The organism is Streptomyces sp. NPDC048504, from assembly GCF_043200035.1.
Taxonomy (GTDB): Bacteria; Actinomycetota; Actinomycetes; order Streptomycetales; family Streptomycetaceae; genus Streptomyces.
The window spans coordinates 378,700-400,250 of sequence record NZ_JBICXA010000002.1 but is presented as its reverse complement, the minus strand read 5'-3'; the positions used below and the strand labels follow the sequence as shown (position 1 = coordinate 400,250).

Genomic DNA, 21,551 nt, shown 5'->3' with positions numbered 1-21,551 from the left:
GATTCCGCTGCGCTCCACCCTTGACTAGGGCCGCTCCAGCCCGTTTCAGAAGCGAGCGAGTGGCCCGGAGGGATGGGTGGCCAGGGAGCCATCCCCTTGCCTGAACTGTGCTGCCGGCCGGTGTGGTGGGGGCGCGTCCGCGTCTCGCCAGCACGCCGGGTGGGCTCAGCGGCTGCCCGCCGGTGGGGGGCGCGCTGCCGTCTCGCCAGCACGCCGGGTCGGCTCAGCGGCCAACCCCAGGTGGTGGGTGGTTGCGGGAAGCCGGGGGTAAATCTAACCGCCGTAGCGACCTTTTACCGGTTAGAAAAGACCCCGGCCTTCAGAGATGCCAGGGCCAGGGCAGGGGGTGGAGGGGGCGGGCGGGCCGAGCGGCGGCGCGGGATGCCCCCCGGGGAGGGCCAATTGACAGACGGGGGCGGTCACCACCCAGGCCATCACCCACGCCCACGGCCCACAACCGCCAATCACCCACCACCCACCACTACCCGTTGCCCCTGACCTGCTGCTTACGGGGGCGAGGCCGGCCCCCGCGCACACCACCGGCCGGAAGCGGCCAACCCACCCAGCACGCAGGCAAGACGCGAGCACATCCCCTCACCCTCCGGCCGCGAACTCCCCACCCCCCCCTGCCTCTTGGCCACTCAGCCACTCAGCCTGTCAGCCTCTTGTGCAGCAAGTCCCCACCGGCAGGCAGCCGCCGAGACGACCCGGCGTGCGGGCGAGACGCCGACGCGCCCACCACACCAGCCTCGCCTCCTCTGGAAGCCGGGGTCATTTCTAACCGGTCAAAGGTCGCGACGGTGGTTAGCTTTACCCCCGGCTTCCCGCAACCACCCACCCACCGCTGGCCGCTGAGCCGAGGCGGCGTGCTGGCGAGACGCGAACGCGCCCCCACGCACCGGCCGACAGCACAGTTCAGGCAAGGGGACGGCTCCCTGGCCACCCATCCCTCGGGGCCGCCCGCTCGCTTCTCAACCGGGATTGCGGGAGACGAGTCAAGGGTGGAGCGCAGCGCAATCGGCGTAGCCGACGCGACCGCAGGGAGCGCCCTTTACTCGGCTCCCGCAATCCCGACACTGACCAAGAAGCGGGCGGCCCAACGGTCACCTCACAACTCAGGCCCACAGCACTCCCCGTCCCGCCCTCACCCCACCCCCCCCCGCCTAATAATGCAAGCACGCTTGATTGTTTCTGGCGCCCCTGCCATGCTCCCCCCATGTCCGATCCGACGCGCGTGTTCGACGACCTGCGTGAGGAGAGCGAGGAACTCGACCGGCTTGTGGCCGAGTTGGGGCCGGAGGGCTGGGCCATCGAGACGCCCGCTGCCCGCTGGACCGTCGCCCACCAGATCGCCCACCTGGCCTGGACCGACCACTCCGCCCTGCTCGCCGTGACGGACGAGGAAGCGTTCCGGGCGTTGGTCGAGAAGGCGCTCGCCACTCCCGAGACGTTCGTGGACGAGGGGGCGCAGGAAGGGGCCGCGAAGACACCCGCCCAGCTTCTCGCCGACTGGCGGGCCGGGCGGGCCGCACTCCTGGCGGCCCTGTACGCCGCGCCCACAGGAACCCGCTTCCCCTGGTACGGCCCACCCATGTCGGCCGCCTCCATGGCCACCGGTCGGCTTATGGAGACCTGGGCCCATGGGCAGGATGTCGCCGACGCGGTTGGTGTGGTCCGGCCACCTACGGACCGGCTCCGGCATGTGGTGCGCATCGGTGTGCGCGCACGTGACTTCGCCTTTGGTGTGCACGGGCTCACCCCGCCGAGCGAGGAGTTCCGTGTTGAACTCCGCGCTCCCTCCGGTGAGTTGTGGGTCTACGGCCCCGAAGGCGCCCCGCAACGCGTCACCGGCCCCGCCCTCGACTTCTGCCTCCTCGTCACCCAGCGCGCCCACCGCACCGACCTCGCGGTGGAGGCGGTCGGCGCCGATGCCGATCGGTGGCTCGACATCGCCCAGGCCTTCGCGGGGCCACCCGGTGCCGGACGCCCGCCGAAGACGAAGGGTGCCGGACAGTGACCTCCACCGTCGCCCCCCTCCGCATAGGCAACGCCTCCGGCTTCTACGGCGACCGGTTCGACGCCCTCCGCGAGATGCTCACCGGCGGCCAAGTGGACGTCCTCACCGGTGACTACCTCGCCGAGTTGACCATGCTCATCCTGGGTCGGGACCGGCTGAAGGACCCCGGCGCCGGGTACGCCCGTACCTTCCTCAAGCAGTTGGAGGAGAGTCTCGGGCTCGCCCAGGAGCGTGGGGTGCGGATCGTCACCAACGCCGGGGGGCTCAATCCCGCCGGACTCGCCGACGCCGTAAGGAAGTTGGCCGGTCGGCTCGGGATAGCCGTACGGGTCGCGCATGTGGAGGGGGACGATCTCGCCGGGCGGTATCCGGATGCCCTTGCCGCGCACGCCTATCTCGGTGGCTTCGGGATCGCCGCCTGCCTTGATGCGGGGGCCGACGTCGTGGTCACCGGGCGGGTCACCGATGCCGCCCTGGTCACCGGGCCTGCCGTCGCTCACTTCGGGTGGGGTGCCGGCGACCACGACCGGCTCGCGGGGGCCGTGGTCGCCGGACATGTGCTGGAGTGCGGGACCCAGGCGACCGGCGGCAACTACGCCTTCTTCACCGAGCACGCACCGGAGAAGCTCCGCCGCCCCGGCTTCCCGCTCGCCGAGATCCATGACGACGGCTCCTGCGTCATCACCAAGCACCCCGGCACGGGGGGAGTCGTGGACGTCGGTACCGTCACCGCGCAGCTCCTCTACGAGACGCACGGCGCGCGCTATGCCGGTCCCGATGTCACCGCCCGCCTCGACACCGTGCGGCTCAGCGAGGACGGGACCGGGGACGGGGGTGGGGGCGATCGGGTGCGGATCGAGGGCGTGCGGGGGGAAGCTCCACCGCCGACTCTCAAGGTCGGGCTCAATCGGCTGGGCGGCTTCCGCAACGAGGTCACCTTCGTCCTCACCGGGCTCGACATCGAGCGCAAGGCCACGCTAGTCCGGGAGCAGATGGAGGCCGCGTTCGGCGAGGGGAACGCCAAGTCCCGGCCAGGTGAACTCCGTTGGGATCTCGCCCGTACCGACCATGCGGACGCCTCCACCGAGGAGACCGCCAGCGCACTGCTGCGGCTCGTCGTGCGGGATCCCGATCAGGAGCTCGTCGGGCGGGCGTTGAGTGCCGCCGCCGTCGAGCTCGCACTGGCCAGTTACCCCGGCTTCCATGTGCTGACCCCACCTGGAAAGGGAGCGCCCTATGGCGTCTTCGATGATGTGTATGTCCCCCACGGGGCCGTCGACCATGTGGCCGTCCTCCATGACGGGCGCCGGGTTGCTGTGGCCCCAGCCCACGACACCCGCGTACTGGAAGACCTTCCGCAGCCGGCCCTCCCCGAGCCTCTGGGGGACGGGCCCACGACGCGGGCGCCCCTTGGTCTGGTCGCCGGGGCCCGTAGCGGTGACAAGGGAGGGAACGCCAACGTGGGGGTGTGGGCGCGTACGGATGAGGCGTGGCGCTGGCTCGCCCATGCGCTGACCGTCGAGCAGTTCAAGCAACTCCTGCCGGAGACCGCCGAGTTGGGTGTCACCCGGCACGTCCTTCCCAACCTGCGCGCCCTCAACTTCGTCGTCGAGGGGATTCTCGGCGAGGGCGTCGCCGCCCAGCACCGTTTCGATCCGCAGGCCAAGGCCCTGGGCGAATGGCTGCGTTCCCGTCGTCTGGACATACCGGAGGTCCTCCTGTGACCGTCCTCCCGACCGCCCTGGACACCAACGGTTCCGACTACACGGCCAACCGCGAGGCCATGCTCGCCAAACTCGGCGAACTCGACGCCGAGCACGCGAAAGCGCTCGCGGGTGGCGGGCCGAAGTACGTCGAACGGCACCGTAAACGCGGCAAGTTGCTCGCCCGCGAGCGCATCGAGCTGCTCCTCGACCCCGACACCCCCTTCCTCGAACTCTCCCCGCTCGCCGCCTGGGGCAGCGACTACGCGGTCGGCGCCTCGCTCGTCACCGGCATCGGGGTCGTGGAAGGCGTGGAGTGCCTGATCACCGCCAACGACCCGACCGTGCGCGGCGGAGCCAGTAATCCCTGGTCGCTGAAGAAGGCCCTGCGGGCCAACGACATCGCCCTCGCCAACCGCCTCCCCTGCATCAGCCTCGTGGAGTCCGGGGGTGCCGATCTGCCGTCCCAGAAGGAGATCTTCATCCCGGGCGGCGCCATCTTCCGTGATCTGACCCGGCTTTCGGCCGCCGGTATCCCCACCATCGCGGTCGTCTTCGGGAACTCGACCGCCGGCGGCGCGTACATCCCCGGCATGTCCGACCACGTGATCATGGTCAAGGAGCGCGCGAAGGTGTTCCTCGGCGGGCCGCCGCTCGTGAAGATGGCGACCGGTGAGGAGAGCGACGACGAGTCGCTCGGCGGCGCCGAGATGCACGCGCGCGTCTCGGGGCTCGCGGACCACTTCGCCGTCGACGAGCAGGACGCCCTGCGGCAGGCACGCCGCGTCGTCGCCCGCCTCAACCACCGCAAGGCGTACGGCGATCCGGCCCCGGCGGCACCCCCCAAGTACGACGAGGACGAGCTGCTGGGCATCGTCCCGGGGGACCTGAAGACCCCCTTCGATCCCCGCGAGGTCGTCGCCCGCCTCGTCGACGCCTCCGACTTCGACGAGTTCAAGCCCCTCTACGGCACGAGCCTGGTGACGGGTTGGGCGACCCTGCACGGCTATCCGGTCGGCATCCTGGCGAACGCCCAAGGCGTCCTCTTCAGCCAGGAGTCCCAAAAGGCCGCCCAGTTCATCCAGTTGGCCAACCAGCGCGACATCCCGCTGCTCTTCCTGCACAACACCACCGGCTACATGGTCGGCAAGGAGTACGAACAGGGCGGCATCATCAAGCACGGCGCGATGATGATCAATGCCGTCAGCAACAGCCGCGTACCGCATCTGTCCGTCCTCATGGGCGCCTCGTACGGCGCCGGCCACTACGGCATGTGCGGCCGCGCCTACGACCCCCGCTTCCTCTTCGCCTGGCCCAGCGCCAAGTCCGCCGTCATGGGCCCCCAACAGCTCGCCGGCGTGCTGTCGATCGTCGCCCGCCAGTCGGCCGTAGCGAAGGGGCGGCCCTACGACGAGGACGCGGACGCGGCGCTGCGCGCCATGGTGGAGCAGCAGATCGAGTCCGAGTCCCTGCCGATGTTCCTGTCGGGGCGGCTGTACGACGACGGTGTCATCGACCCGCGCGACACCCGCACCGTCCTCGGCCTGTGCCTGTCCGCCATCCACACCGCGCCCTACGAGGGCGCGCGCGGTGGCTTCGGCGTCTTCCGGATGTGACGGCCATGACAGATGTGAGGGGCCACGTGATTTCGACAGTACTGGTCGCCAACCGGGGCGAGATCGCCTGCCGGATCTTCCGCACGTGCCGCGAGCTGGGCATCCGGACGGTCGCCGTGCACTCGGACGCCGACGAGAACGCGCTCCACGCACGCGTGGCCGACGCGACGGTACGGCTGCCAGGCTCGACGCCCACGGAGACGTACCTGCGCGGGGAGTTGATCGTGAAGGCGGCGGTCGCGGCGGGCGCGGACGCCGTCCACCCCGGCTACGGCTTCCTCTCCGAGAACGCCGACTTCGCCCGCGCCGTCCAGGCCGCCGGCCTGCTCTGGATCGGCCCCCCGCCCGAGGCGATCGAGGCCATGGCCTCCAAGACCCGCGCCAAGCAACTGATGGGCATCGCCCCCTTGGAAAACGTCACCGAGAACGACCTCCCGGTCCTGGTGAAGGCCGCGGCGGGCGGTGGCGGCCGCGGCATGCGTGTCGTACGCCAACTCGCAGACCTGGAGGCCGAGTTGACGGCCGCCCGCGCCGAGGCGACCAGCGCCTTCGGCGACGGCGAGGTCTTCGTCGAGCCCTACGTGGAAGGCGGCCGACACGTCGAGGTACAGATCCTCGCCGACACCCACGGCACGGTCTGGTCCCTCGGCACCCGCGACTGCTCCCTCCAACGCCGCCACCAGAAGGTGATAGAGGAGTCCCCGGCACCGGGCCTGCCAGATCAACTGGCGGAGGAACTCGGCAAGTTGGCGGTACACGCCGCCCGCGCGGTCGCCTACGAGGGCGCCGGAACGGTCGAGTTCCTGGTCGCTTCCGACAACAGGCCGCACTTCCTGGAGATGAACACCCGCCTCCAGGTCGAACACCCCGTAACGGAGGCCGTGTTCGGCATCGACCTGGTGGCTCTGCAACTGCGCATCGCGGAGGGCGAGCCCCTGGAAAACGAACCCCCGCACCCGCACGGCCACGCCGTAGAGGCCCGCCTCTACGCCGAAGACCCGTCCCACGACTGGACCCCCCAGACCGGCACCCTGCACCACCTGTCCGTCCCGACCGGCGTCCGCCTCGACACCGGCTACACCGACGGCGACGACATAGGCATCCACTACGACCCGATGCTCGCCAAGGTCGTAGCCCACGCCCCCACCCGTGCGGAGGCCCTCCGCAAACTCGCCGGAGCCCTCGAACAGGCAACGATCCACGGCCCGATCACGAACCGCGCCCTCCTCGTCAACTCCCTGCGCCACAAGGAGTTCACGACGGCCCACATGGACACGGGCTTCTACGACCGCCACCTCCCGGAACTCACGGAGACCACCCCCGACCCGCACGCCCCCCTCGCCGCAGCCCTGGCCGACACCCACGGCCGCTCCCGCTTCGGAGGCGGCGGCTGGCGCAACCTACCGTCCCAGCCACAGGTGAAGCGCTACGCCATGGGCGACACCGAGCGCGAGGTCCAGTACCGCCACACGAGGGAAGGCCTGACGGCGGACGGGGTACGCGTAATACACGCCGACGCGCGTCTCGTCGTACTCGAAGTGGACGGCGTACGGCGGAAGTTCGAGGTCGCGAGCTACGGCACCGACCAGGTGTACGTGAACGCGACCACCCTGACAGCCCTACCCCGCTTCCCCGACCCCACCGCCCAACTGGCCCCCGGCTCCCTGCTGGCACCGATGCCGGGCACGGTGGTGAGGGTGGCGGAAGGCCTGGCCGTAGGAGCCCAAGTATCAGCCGGTGAGCCCCTGTTGTGGCTAGAGGCAATGAAGATGGAACACAAGATCACAGCCCCGGTCACGGGAAAGCTAGCGGCCCTGAACGCAGTACCTGGCCAACAGATCCAGCTCGCCGCCCTATTGGCGGTAGTAGAGCCCACCTAAGGGGCGCGGGGAACTGCGCGACCAGCCACAACGAGGGAGCCACATGCCCACCACCGAAACCGAAGAACACAAGGCCCTACGTTCAGCCGTATCCGCCCTGGGCAAACGCCACGGCCGCACCTACGACCGAGAACAACTCTGGTCCGAGGCAGCAAAACTCGGCTACTTGGGCGTCAACGTCCCCGAAGAATACGGCGGCGGCGGAGGCGGCATCTCCGAACTCTCCATCGTCCTGGAGGAGTTGGGCGCAGCAGGCTGCCCCCTCCTGATGATGGTCGTGTCACCAGCAATCTGTGGCACAGTAATCGCCCGCTTCGGCACAGAAGCCCAAAAACAAACCTGGCTCCCCGCCCTGGCGGACGGCACCCGAACGATGGCCTTCGGCATCACAGAGCCGGACGCCGGCTCCAACAGCCACCGCATCACCACCACGGCACGCAAAGACGGCACGGACTGGCTCCTCACCGGCCGCAAGGTCTTCATCTCCGGCGTGGACCTGGCCGACGCGACCCTCATAGTCGGCCGCACGGAAGACTCCCGCACAGGCCGCCTGAAGCCCTGCCTGTTCATCGTCCCGCGAGACGCACCCGGCTTCACCCGCCGCCAGATAGACATGGAACTCCAGGCCGCGGAGAAGCAGTTCGAGCTGACCCTGGACGACGTACGACTCCCGGCGGACGCACTCGTAGGAGACGAGGACGCGGGCCTGCTCCAACTCTTCGCCGGTCTCAACCCCGAACGCATCATGACCGCCGCCTTCGCGATCGGCATGGGCCGCTACGCGCTGGCCCGAGCGATCGAGTACGCCCGCGACCGCACGGTATGGGACGCCCCCATCGGCGCCCACCAGGCCATCGCACACCCCCTCGCGCAGGCGCACATCGACCTCGAACTCGCCCGCCTGATGATGCAGAAGGCGGCGCATCTGTACGACGCCGGCGACGACGTGGGCGCGGGCGAGGCCGCCAACATGGCCAAGTACGCGGCCGGCGAGGCCTGCGTGCGGGCCGTGGACCAGTCCGTGCACACCCTCGGCGGCAACGGCCTCACGCGGGAATTCGGGCTCGCTTCGTTGATAACCGCCGCGCGCGTGGCTCGTATTGCTCCGGTGAGCCGGGAGATGATTCTCAACTACGTCTCCCATCAGACCCTGGGCCTCCCCAAGTCGTACTGATCCGGGTCCCGAGGCCTGAAGCCCACCCGAAGCCCCGCGCCAGTCCGCGCTAGGAGGAACCATGTTCCGCAGCGAGTACGCAGACGTACCGGCCGTCGAACTTCCCATCCACGACGCGGTGTTGGCCCGGGCCACCGAGTTCGGCGACGAACCCGCGCTGGTCGACGGCACGGACGGCACCACCCTCACGTACACCCAACTCGACGCGTTCCACCGGCGGATCGCGGCCGGCCTCGCGGACGCGGGCGTGCGCAAGGGGGACGTGCTCGCCCTGCACAGCCCCAACACGGTCGCTTTTCCCCTGGCGTTCTACGCCGCCACGCGCGCGGGTGCCTCCGTCACGACGGTGCACCCGCTCGCCACCCCGGAGGAGTTCGCCAAGCAGCTGCGCGACTCCGAGGCCCGCTGGATCGTCACCCTGTCCCCCCTCGTCGACACGGCACGCCGTGCCGCCGAACTCGCGGGCGGCGTCGAGGAGATATTCGTCTGCGACAGCGCGCCCGGTCACCGCTCCCTCGCCGACATGCTCGGCTCCACAGCTCCCGAGCCGACGGTCGACATCGACCCGGTGACGGACGTGGCGGCCCTCCCGTACTCCTCGGGCACGACCGGCAGCCCCAAGGGCGTGATGCTCACCCACCGCCAAATAGCGACAAACCTTGCCCAGTTGGAGCCCGCGGTCCCCACCGGCCCCGGCGACCGCATCCTCGCCGTCCTGCCCTTCTTCCACATCTACGGTCTGACGGCCCTGATGAACGCCCCCCTGAGGAAGGGCGCCGCAGTCGTCGTCCTCCCGCGCTTCGAGCTGGAGACCTTCCTCGCGGCCATCGAGAACCACCGCATCACCGGCCTCTACGTGGCCCCGCCCATAGTCCTGGCCCTCGCCAAGCACCCCGCGGTCGCGCAGTACGACCTCTCGTCCCTCAAATACATCATCAGCGCCGCAGCCCCCCTCGACGCGAACCTCGCCGCCGCCTGCTCACAGCGCCTGGGCCTGCCACCCGTAGGCCAGGCGTACGGCATGACGGAACTGTCCCCGGGCACCCACGTGGTCCCCGTACGGGACATGCCCAGCGCACCCCCGGGAACCGTCGGCAAACTCATCGCCGGCACCGAGATGCGGGTCGTCTCCCTCGACGACCCCGACAAGGACCTCGGCATCGGCGAGGCGGGCGAACTCCTCATCCGCGGCCCCCAGGTGATGAAGGGCTACCTCGGCCGCCCCGACGAGACCGCCGCGATGATCGACCCGGACGGCTGGCTGCGCACCGGGGACGTCGGTTACGTGGACGGCGGCGGCTGGACGTTCGTCGTCGACCGCGTCAAGGAACTCATCAAGTACAAGGGCTTCCAGGTGGCCCCCGCCGAACTGGAGGCCCTCCTGCTCACCCACCCCGGCATCGCCGACGCGGCCGTCGTGGGCGAGTACAACGACGACAACAACGAGGTCCCGCACGCGTACGTGGTCCGCCACCCCACCGCCCCCGACCTCTCCCGGAGCGAGGTCCTGATGTACGTCGCCGAACGCGTCGCCCCGTACAAACGCGTCCGCATCGTCACCTTCATCGACGCCGTCCCACGAGCCGCCTCCGGCAAGATCCTGCGCCGGGAACTGCGAGGCCGCGCATGACGCTGATCGGCCGTGCACGCGCGCGTGGCATCGAGACCCTGAGCCTGGACTCACCGGACACCAGGAACGCCCTGTCGGCTTCCCTGGTAAGCGAGTTGGCGGAGGCGCTGACCGAGTGCGCGAAGGACGCCGACGTACGGGCGGTCGTCCTCACCCACACCGGCAACACGTTCTGCGCGGGCGCGGACCTACGGGACCCACCACCCCCGGACGCCCTGGTGGCCGTACTCCGCCAGATCGTGGAACTCCCCAAGCCGGTGGTGGCGAGAGTGACAGGCCACGTAAGGGCAGGCGGCGTAGGCCTGTTGGCGGCCTGCGACATAGCGGCAGCGGCGACCACATCCACCACCTTCGCGTTCACAGAGGTACGGATCGGGGTCGCCCCGGCGGTGATCTCCCTCCCCCTCCTGCCCCGCACGGACCCGCGAGCCCTGGCCCGCTACTACCTCACCGGCGAGCGTTTCGACGCGACGGAAGCGACCCGCGCAGGCTTGCTGACGCTGGCGGGAGAGGACGTAGACAAGACACTCGCACCGATCCTCGACGGCCTGCGCCGAGCCGCTCCCGAGGCCCTGGCCGAGACGAAACGGCTGCTCACAGCTAGGGTGCTGGAGACCTTCGACCGGGACGCGGCCGACCTGACCGCGCTCTCGGCACGGCTGTTCGGCTCCGCGCAGGCCCGCGAGGGGATGACAGCATTCCTCGAACGACGGGATCCCGCATGGGTGGTGTGAGCACGACGACGGCGCCGGGCGCGGTCGACCGCAGACCCAAGCAGGACCGCAGCAGGGCCACCCGGCAACGCCTCCTCGAAGCCGCCGTGTCCTGCCTTGCCGAACACGGCTGGGCAGGCTCCACGGTCTCCGTCGTAGCCGAACGAGCCGGCGTCTCCCGAGGCGCCGCCCAACATCACTTCCCCACCCGCGAGGACCTGTTCACGGCGGCGGTCGAGTACGTCGCCGAGGAACGCTCCACGGCTCTCCGAGCCCTGTTCCCGGAGGGCGCCGCAGACCGACGAGCAGTGATCGAGGCCCTGGTCGACCTCTACACGGGCCCGTTGTTCCGCGCAGCCCTGCACCTCTGGGTAGCCGCGTCGAACGAGGAGCAACTCCGCCCCAGGGTAACGGAGTTGGAGGCGAAGGTGGGCCGGGAGACCCACCGGATCGCGGTGGAGCTGCTGAACGCGGACGAGTCGAGACAGGGCGTGCGCGAAACAGTCCAGGGCCTCCTGGACATGGCAAGGGGCTTGGGCCTGGCCAACCTGCTCACGGACGACAGGGCCAGGCGGGAGAGGGTGGTAGCCCAATGGGCAGCACTCCTGGAACACGCCTTGGGGTGAGGTTCTTAGGGGCGCGGGGAACTGCGCGACCAGCCACATCCGGCCCGCAGTCGCCCACACACCTCAGGCCCCTCTTCAGCGGGCGATATCCGAGTACCCCGTGATCGACTGAGGCCCACGAGACTCCGGCCCCACATACCGAGCAGACGGCCGCACAAGCCGCCCCGTCCGCTTCTGCTCAAGAATGTGCGCCGACCACCCCGCCGTACGCGCACACGTGAACATCGACGTGAACATGTGCGCCGGCACCTCAGCGAAGTCCAGCACGATCGCCGCCCAGAACTCGACGTTGGTCGCGAGCACCCGGTCGGGCCGCCGAGCGTGCAACTCCGCGAGCGCGGCCTTCTCCAACGCCTCCGCGATCTCGAACCGCGGCGCCCCCAACTCCCGCGCAGTACGCCGCAGTACACGCGCCCGAGGATCCTCGGCCCGATAAACCCGGTGCCCGAACCCCATCAACCGCTCACCCTTGTCGAGCGCCTGCCGAACGTACGCATCCGCATCCCCGGTCCGCTCGATCTCCTCGATCATCCCGAGCACACGAGACGGCGCCCCTCCATGCAGAGGCCCGGACATCGCCCCCACGGCCCCGGACAACGCGGCGGCGACATCGGCACCGGTGGAGGCGATGACGCGAGCCGTGAACGTGGACGCGTTCATGCCGTGCTCGGCAGCAGAAGTCCAATAGGCGTCGACGGCGGCAACATGCTTGGGATCCGGCTCCCCCCGCCACCGGATCATGAACCGCTCGACGACCGAGTGCGCCTTGTCGATCTCGCTCTGCGGCACCATCGCGTGCCCCTGCCCCCGCGCGGACTGGGCGACGTAGGACAGGGCCATGACGGCGGCCCGGGCGAGGTCGTCGCGGGCCTGCTCCTCGTCGATGTCGAGGAGCGGCTTGAGGCCCCACACGGGCGCGAGCATGGCCAGCGCGGACTGCACGTCGACCCGGATGTCCCCGGAGTGCACCGGGATCGGGAACGGCTCTGCGGGCGGCAGTCCGGGGTTGAAGGCGCCGTCGACGAGCAGCCCCCAGACGTTGCCGAACGAGACGTGACCGACCAGATCCTCGATGTCGACGCCCCGGTACCGCAGGGCGCCGCCTTCCTTGTCCGGCTCGGCGATCTCCGTCTCGAACGCGACGATTCCTTCGAGTCCAGGTACGAAGGAGGGGTCGAAGTCGGACATCAGGCGGCTCCTCATGCTGTGGCTCCACGGTCACGGCGGACTCGCGGGCCGAAGATAGAGACATCAGCACCATAACGCCGAGTGCCACACAAGGGGAGGGTCTACGGCACTGAGTGCCACCCGAACTCGCGGCCGCCCACGACGGCCCACGACGGCACGCGACCGTGGACGACCGCACGCAACCGCACCCGCCCGCACACCGCCGTACGGCAGGATGATCGTGTGACCGACCGCGATCCCACCGACCGTGATCCCCGCCTCGACCCCGCCGCGATGCGCAAGCAGTACCGCGTGGAGGGCCTCGACGAGAACGACCTGGCAGCCGACCCCATGACACAGTTCAGCCGCTGGTTCGAGGAGGCAGTGCTCCAGGACCTGGTCTACGAGCCGAACGCCATGATCGTCTCCACCGCCGACGCCGAGGGCCGCCCCAGCTCCCGCACGGTCCTCATGAAGCACTACGACGGCCAGGGCTTCGTCTTCTACACGAACTACGACTCCCGCAAGGCCCGCGAACTCGGCGCCAACCCGTACGTCTCGCTGCTCTTCCCCTGGCATCCGATGGCCCGCCAGGTCCTGGTCACCGGCACCGCCCGCCGCACCGGCCGCGACGAGACCGCCGCGTACTTCCGCACCCGCCCGCACGGCTCCCAGCTCGGCGCCTGGGCCAGCACCCAGTCCGCGGTGATCCCCTCCCGCACCGAACTGGAGTCCTCGTACGAGGAGTTGACCGCCCGCTACCCCGAGGGCGAACAGGTCCCGGTCCCCCCGCACTGGGGCGGCTTCCGCATCGCCCCCCAGACGGTCGAGTTCTGGCAGGGCCGGGAGAACCGCCTCCACGACCGCCTCCGCTACACCGCGGAACCGGCAGGCACCTGGCGAGTGGACCGCCTGAGCCCCTGACCTCACGGGGCCCCGGAAACACAGACGACCCGCGAGCTCAGGTCCCTCCGCCTCACAGCGGGGGAGCCGGCCGGACGTACCGGCGAGCTCGCGGGTCGGGTGACTGCTGGAGATTGGGCCGGCTGCACGCATGTCTCGCGTGCGGGTCCGGCACCGCACTGGGTGTGGCGACGGGCCGCTAGCCCGCAGTCACCTCACGCGTCCGGTATTCATACATCTGCCGAACCACCTCCTTTCTCGTGTGCACCACACACTAGGAACCGGTCGGCGACGGATCAACCGCTTTTTCGGGATGTTGACGGCGTCGGCTCCGGGCGACCGCCGTATCCGTATCCGTCGCCCCGCTGGAGGAGCCGCAGATTCCGGTGAGAGACGTTCACGCGGCCTCTCGGCGTCGCCAGGCTGTGCTGGCCTCTGGCCCGGACCGAGATACGGCCGGTCCACGTGCCCGCCCACTTGCCGGAAGGCACCGTGGCCTGTACGAGATCCCCGGTGACGTACCCGAAGTGCTGCTTGGTACGAGCACGGCGGAGCCGGGGGAAGCCGAACCGGTCCGGAGTCGTGCGGGCGTAGGAGCCGCGCCCGGCGGCCTTGGCGACAAGCACCCGCTCCGGGTACCGCACGATCGCGTCGCCGTACCCGTGGTTCAGACGTCCGACCGACAACGCGTCCAGGGTGTGTGTCTTGGTCAGGCCCATGGCGCTGCGGTTGCCTTTCGTGCGCCTGCCCGACCAGGCGCGTACGGGCCTGCCGAGGGTGCCCAGAGCCTCCAGGAGCTGCCAACGGGTCGCGTTCATGGCGGCGGCGTCGTGGAGCGGTGCCCTGGCCTGTTCGAGGATTCTCGCGAGGCGGTCGGGCCGGTCGGCGAGGAAGGTCTCCACCGGGGTGCTGCCCTTGGCCTCGTTGCAGGGGACGCAGGCGAGGACGAGGTTCGAGACGCGGTCGGAGCCTCCGCGGCTGCGGGGTCTGAGGTGCTCGATGTTCAGGGGTAGGCCGCGCACGTCGCAGTAGGCGCAGGCGCTGTTCCACTTGTTACGGAGGTAGGCGCGGGCGGTGGCTCCGGCGAGCGGGCCCTGCCTGTACTCGGCTTCGGACAGGGGCCTTTCCGCACTCATGGAACGGGTGTCGAACGCGACGCGTTCGATGTGGACTTCGCCGACGGGGGCGTAGCGGCACAGGCGCGTCGCGAGGGAGAGGACGGTCTCGACCCGGTGGCGCAGGGAGGGTGGCAGCCATCCTGCGGGACGGGGCCGGTTGTCCGAACGAGGCGCTCGGTAGCGGCAGTTGGCCGAGCGGCGTCTGCGCCGGTAACCGGCGCGTTGCCGCATGCACAGGTGGATCTGATCCCCACGATGCCGGAGTTCGATCGACGCCAGCCCGCGTCTGACGGTGACGGTGGCGCCCTCTTGGCTCACTTCCTTCTTCTCGTCGGTGACGACGAGCCCGGTGCCTTTCGAGCCGGGGTCGATGCGCAACTGCACTCCGTCGACTTCCGAGTCGGCGAGCGTACGGTCCTTCAGCCGGATAGTGAAGGGCACCTGCCGGGCGACCACGGCCCGCCCCCTTCCCAGGAGTTCGCGGGCACGGGCCGGATGGCAGGGCATGAGAGGTCGTCCGTCCCTGGCGAGCACGAAGACCCTGCTCGCGCCTACCCCGCCCGTGTACGACTGGTGGTGTGCGGGAGCGTCACCGCTCCGGTTCTCTGCCGCCTTCGCCGCCGTGGCAGCGCTCTTGGCGTGACGCCGACGGGCCCTGGTACCGCGCCCGCCGGTCTCCCCTCGCCGATGTTCCCCGACGGTGCCCCGCGCGGTGGCGGGGAGTCCGTGAGCCGTTTCGTCCCTGCTCCCAGGGGTGTCTGCGCCCACGGATTCCAGAGCAGGCCGCTGAGGAAGCACGGCCTGGTGGGTCTGCTCGCCTACGGGAAACGTAGTCATCGGGGTACCTCCCTGATCCCTGCGATCGCGATGACTGGGGCTGGCCACTCTGCGTCCGTCCGCCGGGGCGGCGCGGACTCCGGTCGATGCCTGGGGAGCGAGTGGCCTCCTTTCCGAAGTGTGCGATCGATGCTAGAGACCGGGATCTGCCCTCGGGGCTTGATCCAACAGAAGTCGCCCGTTCGTGCGAACAGGCCGAATTCGTCGAACGCGTAGCCGATCTTCCTGTTATTCACGCGCAGAGGCGGGTCTGCTCGCCTAGCGTCCTGCCATGACAGAACAGCCTGCGGAGCGGCGAACGGTGACCGATTTGCGTATCGAACCGGTGGAACCGGATGCGGAGAACGCGCTCCGGGACTGGCGGCACGTCCACAACCTGATCGTGCCGCCCGCCGCGATGTCTCTCGACGAGGTGCGGGAGCGGAGCGGGCGGAACCGGCTGGAGAACGCGTACCTGGGGGACGTGCTCGTGGGCTGCTCCACCGTGCGTCCCCCGGAGGACGGCGTGGTGACCGTCATCGCGCGCGTGCTGCCCGAGTTCCGGCGGCGCGGCTACGGAGTCGCCCTCTACGAAAACGGCCTCACACGCGCGCGTGCGCTCGGCGCCGGTGCGATCGAGACCGTCGTCCTGGCCGCCAACACGGACGGGGTCCGGTTCGCCGAGGCACGGGGTTTCGTCGAGACCGAGCGCTATGTGCTGGACGGCGAGACCGACCTGTGGATCACCTTGCGGTTGGCGTAGGCCAGGGCAGGACCGTCAACTCCGGCCAGGCTTCCCGCCAGCGGGCCGCCTTCGTCTCGTAGACCTCTCGTGGGGCCAGGACCGGGTTCGGCCGTACGACGAGGTCGAAGATGTCGGAGAGGCCGTGCGGGGCGTATACGCGCCAGTCGCCGTCCTCCTTCAGGCGTACGGCCAGGCAGCATGTCGTCGCCGCGAAGGAGTCGATCGCGGCCTCTACGGAGTCGTACGGCGGGCACGGGGTGCCGAACTTCTGCTCATACCAGAGGTGGACGCGGGCCTCGTTGCGGATCTCGACCTCGGGCTTGGTGGACAGGTCGTCGGCATAGGCCTCGCGGCCTGCGCGGATCATCTTGTCCTCGGCCTCCCAGGAGAGGTCCGTGTCGTCGTAGTAGAAGACGTCGTAGTCCTTGATGGCGTGGGTCGGGGGACGGTCCGTGACCACGTTCCAGACGGTTTGGAAGAGGCAGCCCGCGGTCAGGTACCAGTTCGGGAGGCCGAGGGCCGCGGTGCGGTCGAGGATCTCCAGGAGGACCTCGTTGCGGGACAATGTCGTCCGTAGCGCGGTGAGTTGTTCGTCGAGCGGGAGGCGGGCCGGCATCGGTCGAGTGTGCCGGGAGCGAGCCGGCGTCGTACAACGATTCCTTCAATCTTGCGGGAACTTGGTGTGTGCTGCGTCACGTTCGAGTTGAATGAGGGGGAGTGAGTGAACCGACGCGTCGTGTCCGCGGACGCAGCCTGCAGGGGGTCCAGGTGAGTGCTTCCCGGCGTAGTGGGACCACCGACGAATTGGGTCCCGACGAGCCCGAGCGGGACGGTGGGCCCGAAGGGGTCGGTGGGTCCGATCTGTTGGCCGCGTTGCTGGACGGGATGGACGCGGCGCTGTGTGCCTTCGACGCGGACGGGGTGCTGACGCACTGGAACCGCGAGGCGGAGCGCATCCTGGGCTGGACCGCGGCCGAGGCCGTGGGGCGGCAGGGGCTGGCCGGGTGGGCCGTACGGAGTGCGGACGCCGAGGAGGTCGAGGGGCGGCTCATGTCCGCCATGCAGGCGCCCGGGCGGCAGGTCAATGAGTTCGCGCTGCTGACCAAGGACGGTGGGCGGGTGCTTGTGCGGACCCAGTCCGCCGCCGTGCGCGGGCCCGACGGGAAGCCCGCCGGGGTCTACTGCGCCTTCAGTGAAGTGCACGCCCAGATCGACCTTGAGCGGTCGATCGCCCTGAGTGAGGCGTTGTTCGAGGACGCCTCCTGGGGAGTCGTGCTCGTCGATGCCGATCTGCGGCCCGCCGTCGTCAACTCGCATGCCGCTCGTGCGCTCGGCACCGGGCGCACCTCCGTGCTCGGGCGGCCCCTTGGTGAGTTGCTCGCCCAGGGCGTCGAGGAGTTGGAGGCCGCGCTCACGCATGTGCTCGCCGAGGGTGCGCCGCCGGCGCCCGCGGAGATCTGGGTGAGCGTCCGGACGCCCGAGGGCAACCTGCGGCGCTGCTGGCGGAGCGGGTTCCTGCGGCTGGCCTCGCCGCTCACCGAGGAACCGGTGCCGCTCGGCGTCGGCTGGCTCTTCCAGGACGTCACCGAGGCCAAGCAACTGGAGCAGGAGGCCTCGTTGCTGCGCTTCCGCGCCCAGCAACTGCACCGCGCTGCCCGCGCCGCCGCCGAGTGCGAGGACCCGCGCGACGCGGCGACCGTCCACCTCGACTTCGCCCTCGCCGGCTTCGCCGACCACGCCCTCATCGACCGGGTCCCCGGCGGATCGTTGAACGATGGTGACGGGGTACGTGCCACGGCCGTACGACTGATCCGCGTCGCCGCTACGCCCACGGGCGCACCCGGCCCCAGCCTGCTCACCGGCGCCGCCGGGCTGCCCGTGCGCTACGGAGAGGGGCATCCCGCCCTGCAGTGCGTCGAACGCGTCGGCTCCGTGCGGGCCAGCATCGGCACCGCCCCGCCCGAACAGGCCCGCGAGTGGGCCCGGGTCAGGCAGTGGCCCACGGACGCCGTGCACGCCCTGTGCGCGGTGCTGCGCAGCCGGGGGCGGACCCTGGGCGTCGTGACGTTCCTACGGGGCGCAGGGCGCAGCCAGTTCGAACGGTCCGACTCGATCTACGCCGAGGACGTGGCCGTACGGATCGCGGCGGCGCTGGACCTGGCGGAGGCGGCGGGCGAGAAGTGAGTCACTACGGGGCTGGCGCTCAGTACTGGTAGAAGATCCGGTCCCGGTACTCCTCGAACACCCGGCCGTTCCACTCGTGGCCGCCGTCCACGTTCCCGGAGCGCAGCAGTGGGGGCTCGATGCCGCGGTCGGCCAGGGTCGCCGCCGCCGTGGCCATGACCGCCTGGAGGAGGGCCGTGGTGACGGCCGTGGAGGCGGGGGCGAAGGGGGCCGGGATGGTGTCGAGGGTGAGTTCCGCGTCACCGATCGCGATCTTCGAGTCGAGGACGACGTCGCAGTGGTCCTTCAGGTACGTCCCGGAGACGTGCCGTGACGTCGTCTCCGAGGCGTACGCCACCGACGTCACGCCGATGACCCGGACGCCGAGGGAGCGGGCCTTCATGGCCATCTCCACGGGGAGCGCGTTGCGCCCGGACAGCGAGATGATCACCAGGGCGTCTCCGGAGCGCAGCGGTGACGTCTCCAGGACGACGCTGGCGAGGCCGTCGACGCGCTCCAGGGCGGAGCCCAGCGTGGCCGGCATGACGTCGACGCCGACGACTCCGGGGACGGTGAGCAGGTTCATCAGGGCGAGCCCGCCCGCGCGGTAGACGACGTCCTGGGCCGCGAGGGAGGAGTGCCCGGCGCCGAAGGCGAAGAGGCGCCCGCCGTCGGCGACGGTGTCCGCGAGGAGCGTGCCGGCCGCCCGGACGGGCTCGGCCTCTTCGTCGCGGACCCGCTGGAGGAGGGTGATCGCGGCGTCGAAGAACTGGCCGGCCGGCGTACGGTCGCTCATGCGGAAGCCCCTTCGGTACGGTTGCCATGCGGCTGTGTCGCGGATCACCGTGCGGTCTGGACCAGTGCGCTGTCAATACGGCGGGCAAGGCCGGGGAACCCGGGTGGCGGGCCGCCGTGCGGGGGCCCACAGGTGGTCGTAACCGGCTGGTTTCAGCGGCGCGGCACGGTTGTCAGTGGTATGCGTCAGAATTGAGTCCAGGGCCAGCGCACGCGCCGCGGAGCCGTCGAGCTTCGGGCAGAGGTAATCGAGGGGCACGTATGTCCGGACTGATCGACACCACGGAGATGTATCTCCGCACCATCCTTGAGCTTGAGGAGGAAGGTGTGGTCCCCATGCGCGCCCGCATCGCCGAGCGGCTCGACCAGAGCGGGCCCACGGTGAGCCAGACGGTGGCGCGCATGGAGCGCGACGGCCTGGTGGCCGTGGCCAGTGACCGTCACCTGGAGCTGACCGACGAGGGCCGCCGGCTCGCCACCCGCGTGATGCGCAAGCACCGGCTCGCCGAGTGTCTGCTCGTCGACGTGATCGGCCTGGAGTGGGAGCAGGTGCACGCCGAGGCCTGCCGCTGGGAGCACGTGATGAGCGAGGCCGTGGAGCGCCGCGTCCTTGAGCTGCTGCGCCACCCCACGGAGTCGCCGTACGGCAATCCGATCCCCGGGCTCGAAGAGCTGGGCGAGAAGGACGGGGCCGACCCGTTCCTGGACGAGGGCATGGTGTCGCTGGCCGACCTCGACCCGGGTGTGGACGGCAAGACCGTCGTCGTACGGCGGATCGGCGAGCCCATCCAGACGGACGCGCAGCTGATGTACACGTTGCGCCGCGCGGGCGTGCAGCCCGGCTCGGTGGTGAGTGTGACGGAGTCGGCGGGCGGGGTGCTGGTGGGCAGCGGCGGCGAGGCGGCCGAGCTGGAGTCGGAGATCGCCTCGCACGTGTTCGTGGCCAAGCGCTGAGCCGAGGGGCGAGGGGCGGGCCGGGCGCTGAGCTGCGGGTCGTCCAACTCGCTGGGTGGGAGGGGTAGTTGTGGCGCTTCGGAGAGGCCGTCGGCGAACTCGGCGAATCCGAGATTCAGTGCGCTGAATCGCAGCGCTCGGGCGCTGCGCGTGCCAGTCTGTCGCGTAAGGCATATGACCGTGAGGGGGGCGGGAGGATGTGCCGCAGACGTGGAGAAGGCCCCGGCGCCGCACGGCGCCGGGGCCTGTCCTCCCCTGTGCTGACCCGGAGCCCCGAGCTCTCAAGGTCATCCCCTTCGGACCGGTTTCCCCGAGCGGTCCGCCTCCCGCTGAAGATCTCCCCCCGGCAGCGGCGATCATTCCCGGGGCCGGGTCACTCGAACGAGGGGTGTTGCGGCCGCGGACGGTATTTTCGAATCTGTATTCGATAACCTGTGGGTGATGAAACCTGCGGGGCACGAGCTGTAGGAAGAGACGAGCAGGAAAAGAGACCGAAGCAACAAGAAACGGCACGAGCGGCAGAGCGTGGTTCACAGGACCGATGGGCTCGAAGCGGGAGCGAGCGGTCCGTGCGGAGCTAGGGGGGTGCCAGGACCAATGGCGCGGCGCATCGACGTGACCGGAGCAGGCGGCGTACGCCTGGCCGCATGGGAGTTCGCGGACCCGCCCAAGTCGGGGGAGATCGAGCGGGCACCCGGAGTTCTGTTACTGCACGGCCTGATGGGCCGTGCCTCGCACTGGGCGTCCACCGCCCGCTGGCTCTCCGAACGGCACCGCGCCGTCGCCCTCGACCAGCGCGGCCACGGCCAGAGCGACAAGCCGCCCCAGGCGGCCTTCACCCGCGAGGCCTACGTCGAGGACGCGGAGGCCGCGCTGGAGCAGCTGGGGCTCGCTCCGGTCGTCCTCATCGGCCACGCGATGGGCGCGCTCACCGCGTGGCAGCTCGCGGCGAAACGGCCCGATCTGGTGCGGGGGTTGATCATCTGCGACATGCGGGCGTCCGCGCTGGGCGCGGCCTCGCAGCGGGAGTGGGCCGACTGGTTCGAGTCGTGGCCCGTTCCCTTCGCCACGCTCGCGGATGTCCGTAAGTGGTTCGGCGAGGACGACCCGTGGGTGGAGCGGCCGAATCCGTCCCGGGGGGAGTTCTACGCCGAGGTCATGCACGAGTCTGCCGACGGGTGGCGGCCGGTGTTCGAGCCTGGGCAGATGCTGAAGTCGCGGGAGACGTGGGTGTACGACGCGCACTGGGAGGAGTTGGCTCAGGTGCAGTGTCCTTCTCTTGTGGTGCGGGGGCTTGACGGGGAGTTGGGGCGGGCTGAGGCGCAGGAGATGGTGCGGGTGCTGCCGCGCGGGGAGTATGCGGAGGTTGCCGATGCCGGGCATCTGGTGCATTACGACCAGCCGGAGGCTTGGCGGGCGGCTATCGAGCCGTTTCTTGATGGGGTGCTGGTGTGAGAGCGCCTAGTGGGGTGGGGGGTTCGGTTGTGTGGCGAGTGCGGGTCCGTGGGGGCCGGTCGCGCAGTTCCCCGCG

At 70.0% G+C, this 21,551-nt stretch carries 17 protein-coding genes; 13 read left to right on the top strand and 4 right to left on the bottom strand.

Annotated features, from left to right (window positions below):
* Positions 1–1,216: 1,216 nt before the first annotated feature.
* The 8 genes from ACGFY9_RS06040 to ACGFY9_RS06005 all read left to right on the top strand — a co-directional run bounded on the left by ACGFY9_RS06040 (position 1,217) and on the right by ACGFY9_RS06005 (position 11,359).
* Positions 1,217–2,017: a TIGR03084 family metal-binding protein gene (locus ACGFY9_RS06040; RefSeq protein WP_393752403.1), complete on the top strand. Its 801-nt coding sequence runs from the start codon at positions 1,217–1,219 to the stop codon at positions 2,015–2,017.
* On the top strand, positions 2,014–3,741 hold the full coding sequence (locus ACGFY9_RS06035) for an acyclic terpene utilization AtuA family protein (RefSeq protein WP_393752401.1): 1,728 nt from the start codon (positions 2,014–2,016) through the stop codon (positions 3,739–3,741). Before ACGFY9_RS06040 ends, ACGFY9_RS06035 begins: the two co-directional genes overlap by 4 nt.
* On the top strand, positions 3,738–5,336 hold the full coding sequence (locus ACGFY9_RS06030) for an acyl-CoA carboxylase subunit beta (RefSeq protein WP_393752399.1): 1,599 nt from the start codon (positions 3,738–3,740) through the stop codon (positions 5,334–5,336). The genes ACGFY9_RS06035 and ACGFY9_RS06030 overlap by 4 nt, the downstream gene beginning before the upstream one ends.
* Before the next feature lie 26 nt (positions 5,337–5,362).
* On the top strand, positions 5,363–7,216 hold the full coding sequence (locus tag ACGFY9_RS06025; protein ID WP_393752397.1) for an acetyl/propionyl/methylcrotonyl-CoA carboxylase subunit alpha: 1,854 nt from the start codon (positions 5,363–5,365) through the stop codon (positions 7,214–7,216).
* A 43-nt stretch (positions 7,217–7,259) separates the two neighbouring features.
* Positions 7,260–8,390 (top strand): acyl-CoA dehydrogenase family protein, encoded by a 1,131-nt coding sequence (locus tag ACGFY9_RS06020; RefSeq protein ID WP_393752395.1) that lies wholly within the window; start codon positions 7,260–7,262, stop codon positions 8,388–8,390.
* 61 nt (positions 8,391–8,451) lie between these two features.
* A complete protein-coding gene (locus ACGFY9_RS06015) occupies positions 8,452–10,020 on the top strand; it encodes a 4-coumarate--CoA ligase family protein (protein ID WP_393752393.1) in 1,569 nt (522 codons plus the stop codon).
* A complete protein-coding gene (locus ACGFY9_RS06010; protein ID WP_393752391.1) occupies positions 10,017–10,754 on the top strand; it encodes an enoyl-CoA hydratase family protein in 738 nt (245 codons plus the stop codon). The genes ACGFY9_RS06015 and ACGFY9_RS06010 overlap by 4 nt, the downstream gene beginning before the upstream one ends.
* Positions 10,742–11,359, top strand: coding sequence for a TetR/AcrR family transcriptional regulator (locus tag ACGFY9_RS06005; protein ID WP_393752389.1), 618 nt, complete (start codon positions 10,742–10,744; stop codon positions 11,357–11,359). The genes ACGFY9_RS06010 and ACGFY9_RS06005 overlap by 13 nt, the downstream gene beginning before the upstream one ends.
* 75 nt (positions 11,360–11,434) lie before the next feature.
* On the opposite strand, the gene ACGFY9_RS06000 is transcribed toward ACGFY9_RS06005, so the two are convergent.
* Positions 11,435–12,547, bottom strand: a complete 1,113-nt coding sequence (locus tag ACGFY9_RS06000) for a citrate synthase 2 (RefSeq protein WP_393752387.1) — start codon at positions 12,545–12,547, stop codon at positions 11,435–11,437.
* Between the two features lie 222 nt (positions 12,548–12,769).
* On the opposite strand from ACGFY9_RS06000, the gene pdxH reads away from it, so the two are divergent.
* Complete coding sequence (pdxH, locus tag ACGFY9_RS05995) at positions 12,770–13,450, top strand: pyridoxamine 5'-phosphate oxidase (protein ID WP_393752385.1); 681 nt, start codon at positions 12,770–12,772, stop codon at positions 13,448–13,450.
* A gap of 275 nt (positions 13,451–13,725) precedes the next feature.
* Here the strand turns inward: pdxH and iscB are convergent, their stop codons facing one another.
* On the bottom strand, positions 13,726–15,081 hold the full coding sequence (gene iscB / locus ACGFY9_RS05990) for an RNA-guided endonuclease IscB (RefSeq protein ID WP_393752383.1): 1,356 nt from the start codon (positions 15,079–15,081) through the stop codon (positions 13,726–13,728).
* A 574-nt stretch (positions 15,082–15,655) separates the two neighbouring features.
* Here iscB and ACGFY9_RS05985 point away from each other — a divergent pair.
* Positions 15,656–16,126, top strand: coding sequence for a GNAT family N-acetyltransferase (locus tag ACGFY9_RS05985; protein ID WP_393752381.1), 471 nt, complete (start codon positions 15,656–15,658; stop codon positions 16,124–16,126).
* Here the strand turns inward: ACGFY9_RS05985 and ACGFY9_RS05980 are convergent.
* A complete protein-coding gene (locus ACGFY9_RS05980) occupies positions 16,107–16,724 on the bottom strand; it encodes a nucleotidyltransferase family protein (protein ID WP_393752377.1) in 618 nt (205 codons plus the stop codon). The two genes, ACGFY9_RS05985 and ACGFY9_RS05980, sit on opposite strands and share 20 nt — an antisense overlap.
* Before the next feature lie 152 nt (positions 16,725–16,876).
* On the opposite strand from ACGFY9_RS05980, the gene ACGFY9_RS05975 reads away from it, so the two are divergent.
* Positions 16,877–18,292 (top strand): PAS domain-containing protein, encoded by a 1,416-nt coding sequence (locus ACGFY9_RS05975; RefSeq protein WP_393752375.1) that lies wholly within the window; start codon positions 16,877–16,879, stop codon positions 18,290–18,292.
* Positions 18,293–18,311: 19 nt separating this feature from the next.
* Here ACGFY9_RS05975 and ACGFY9_RS05970 read toward each other — a convergent pair whose 3' ends face one another.
* Entirely contained in the window at positions 18,312–19,067 is a 756-nt protein-coding gene (locus ACGFY9_RS05970; RefSeq protein WP_393752374.1) for an SIS domain-containing protein, read from the bottom strand.
* Between the two features lie 260 nt (positions 19,068–19,327).
* Between ACGFY9_RS05970 and ACGFY9_RS05965 the strand changes: the two genes are divergently transcribed.
* A complete protein-coding gene (locus ACGFY9_RS05965; RefSeq protein ID WP_019057324.1) occupies positions 19,328–20,020 on the top strand; it encodes a metal-dependent transcriptional regulator in 693 nt (230 codons plus the stop codon).
* A 597-nt stretch (positions 20,021–20,617) separates the two neighbouring features.
* Positions 20,618–21,475, top strand: coding sequence for an alpha/beta fold hydrolase (locus tag ACGFY9_RS05960; protein WP_393752372.1), 858 nt, complete (start codon positions 20,618–20,620; stop codon positions 21,473–21,475).
* Positions 21,476–21,551: the final 76 nt, after the last annotated feature.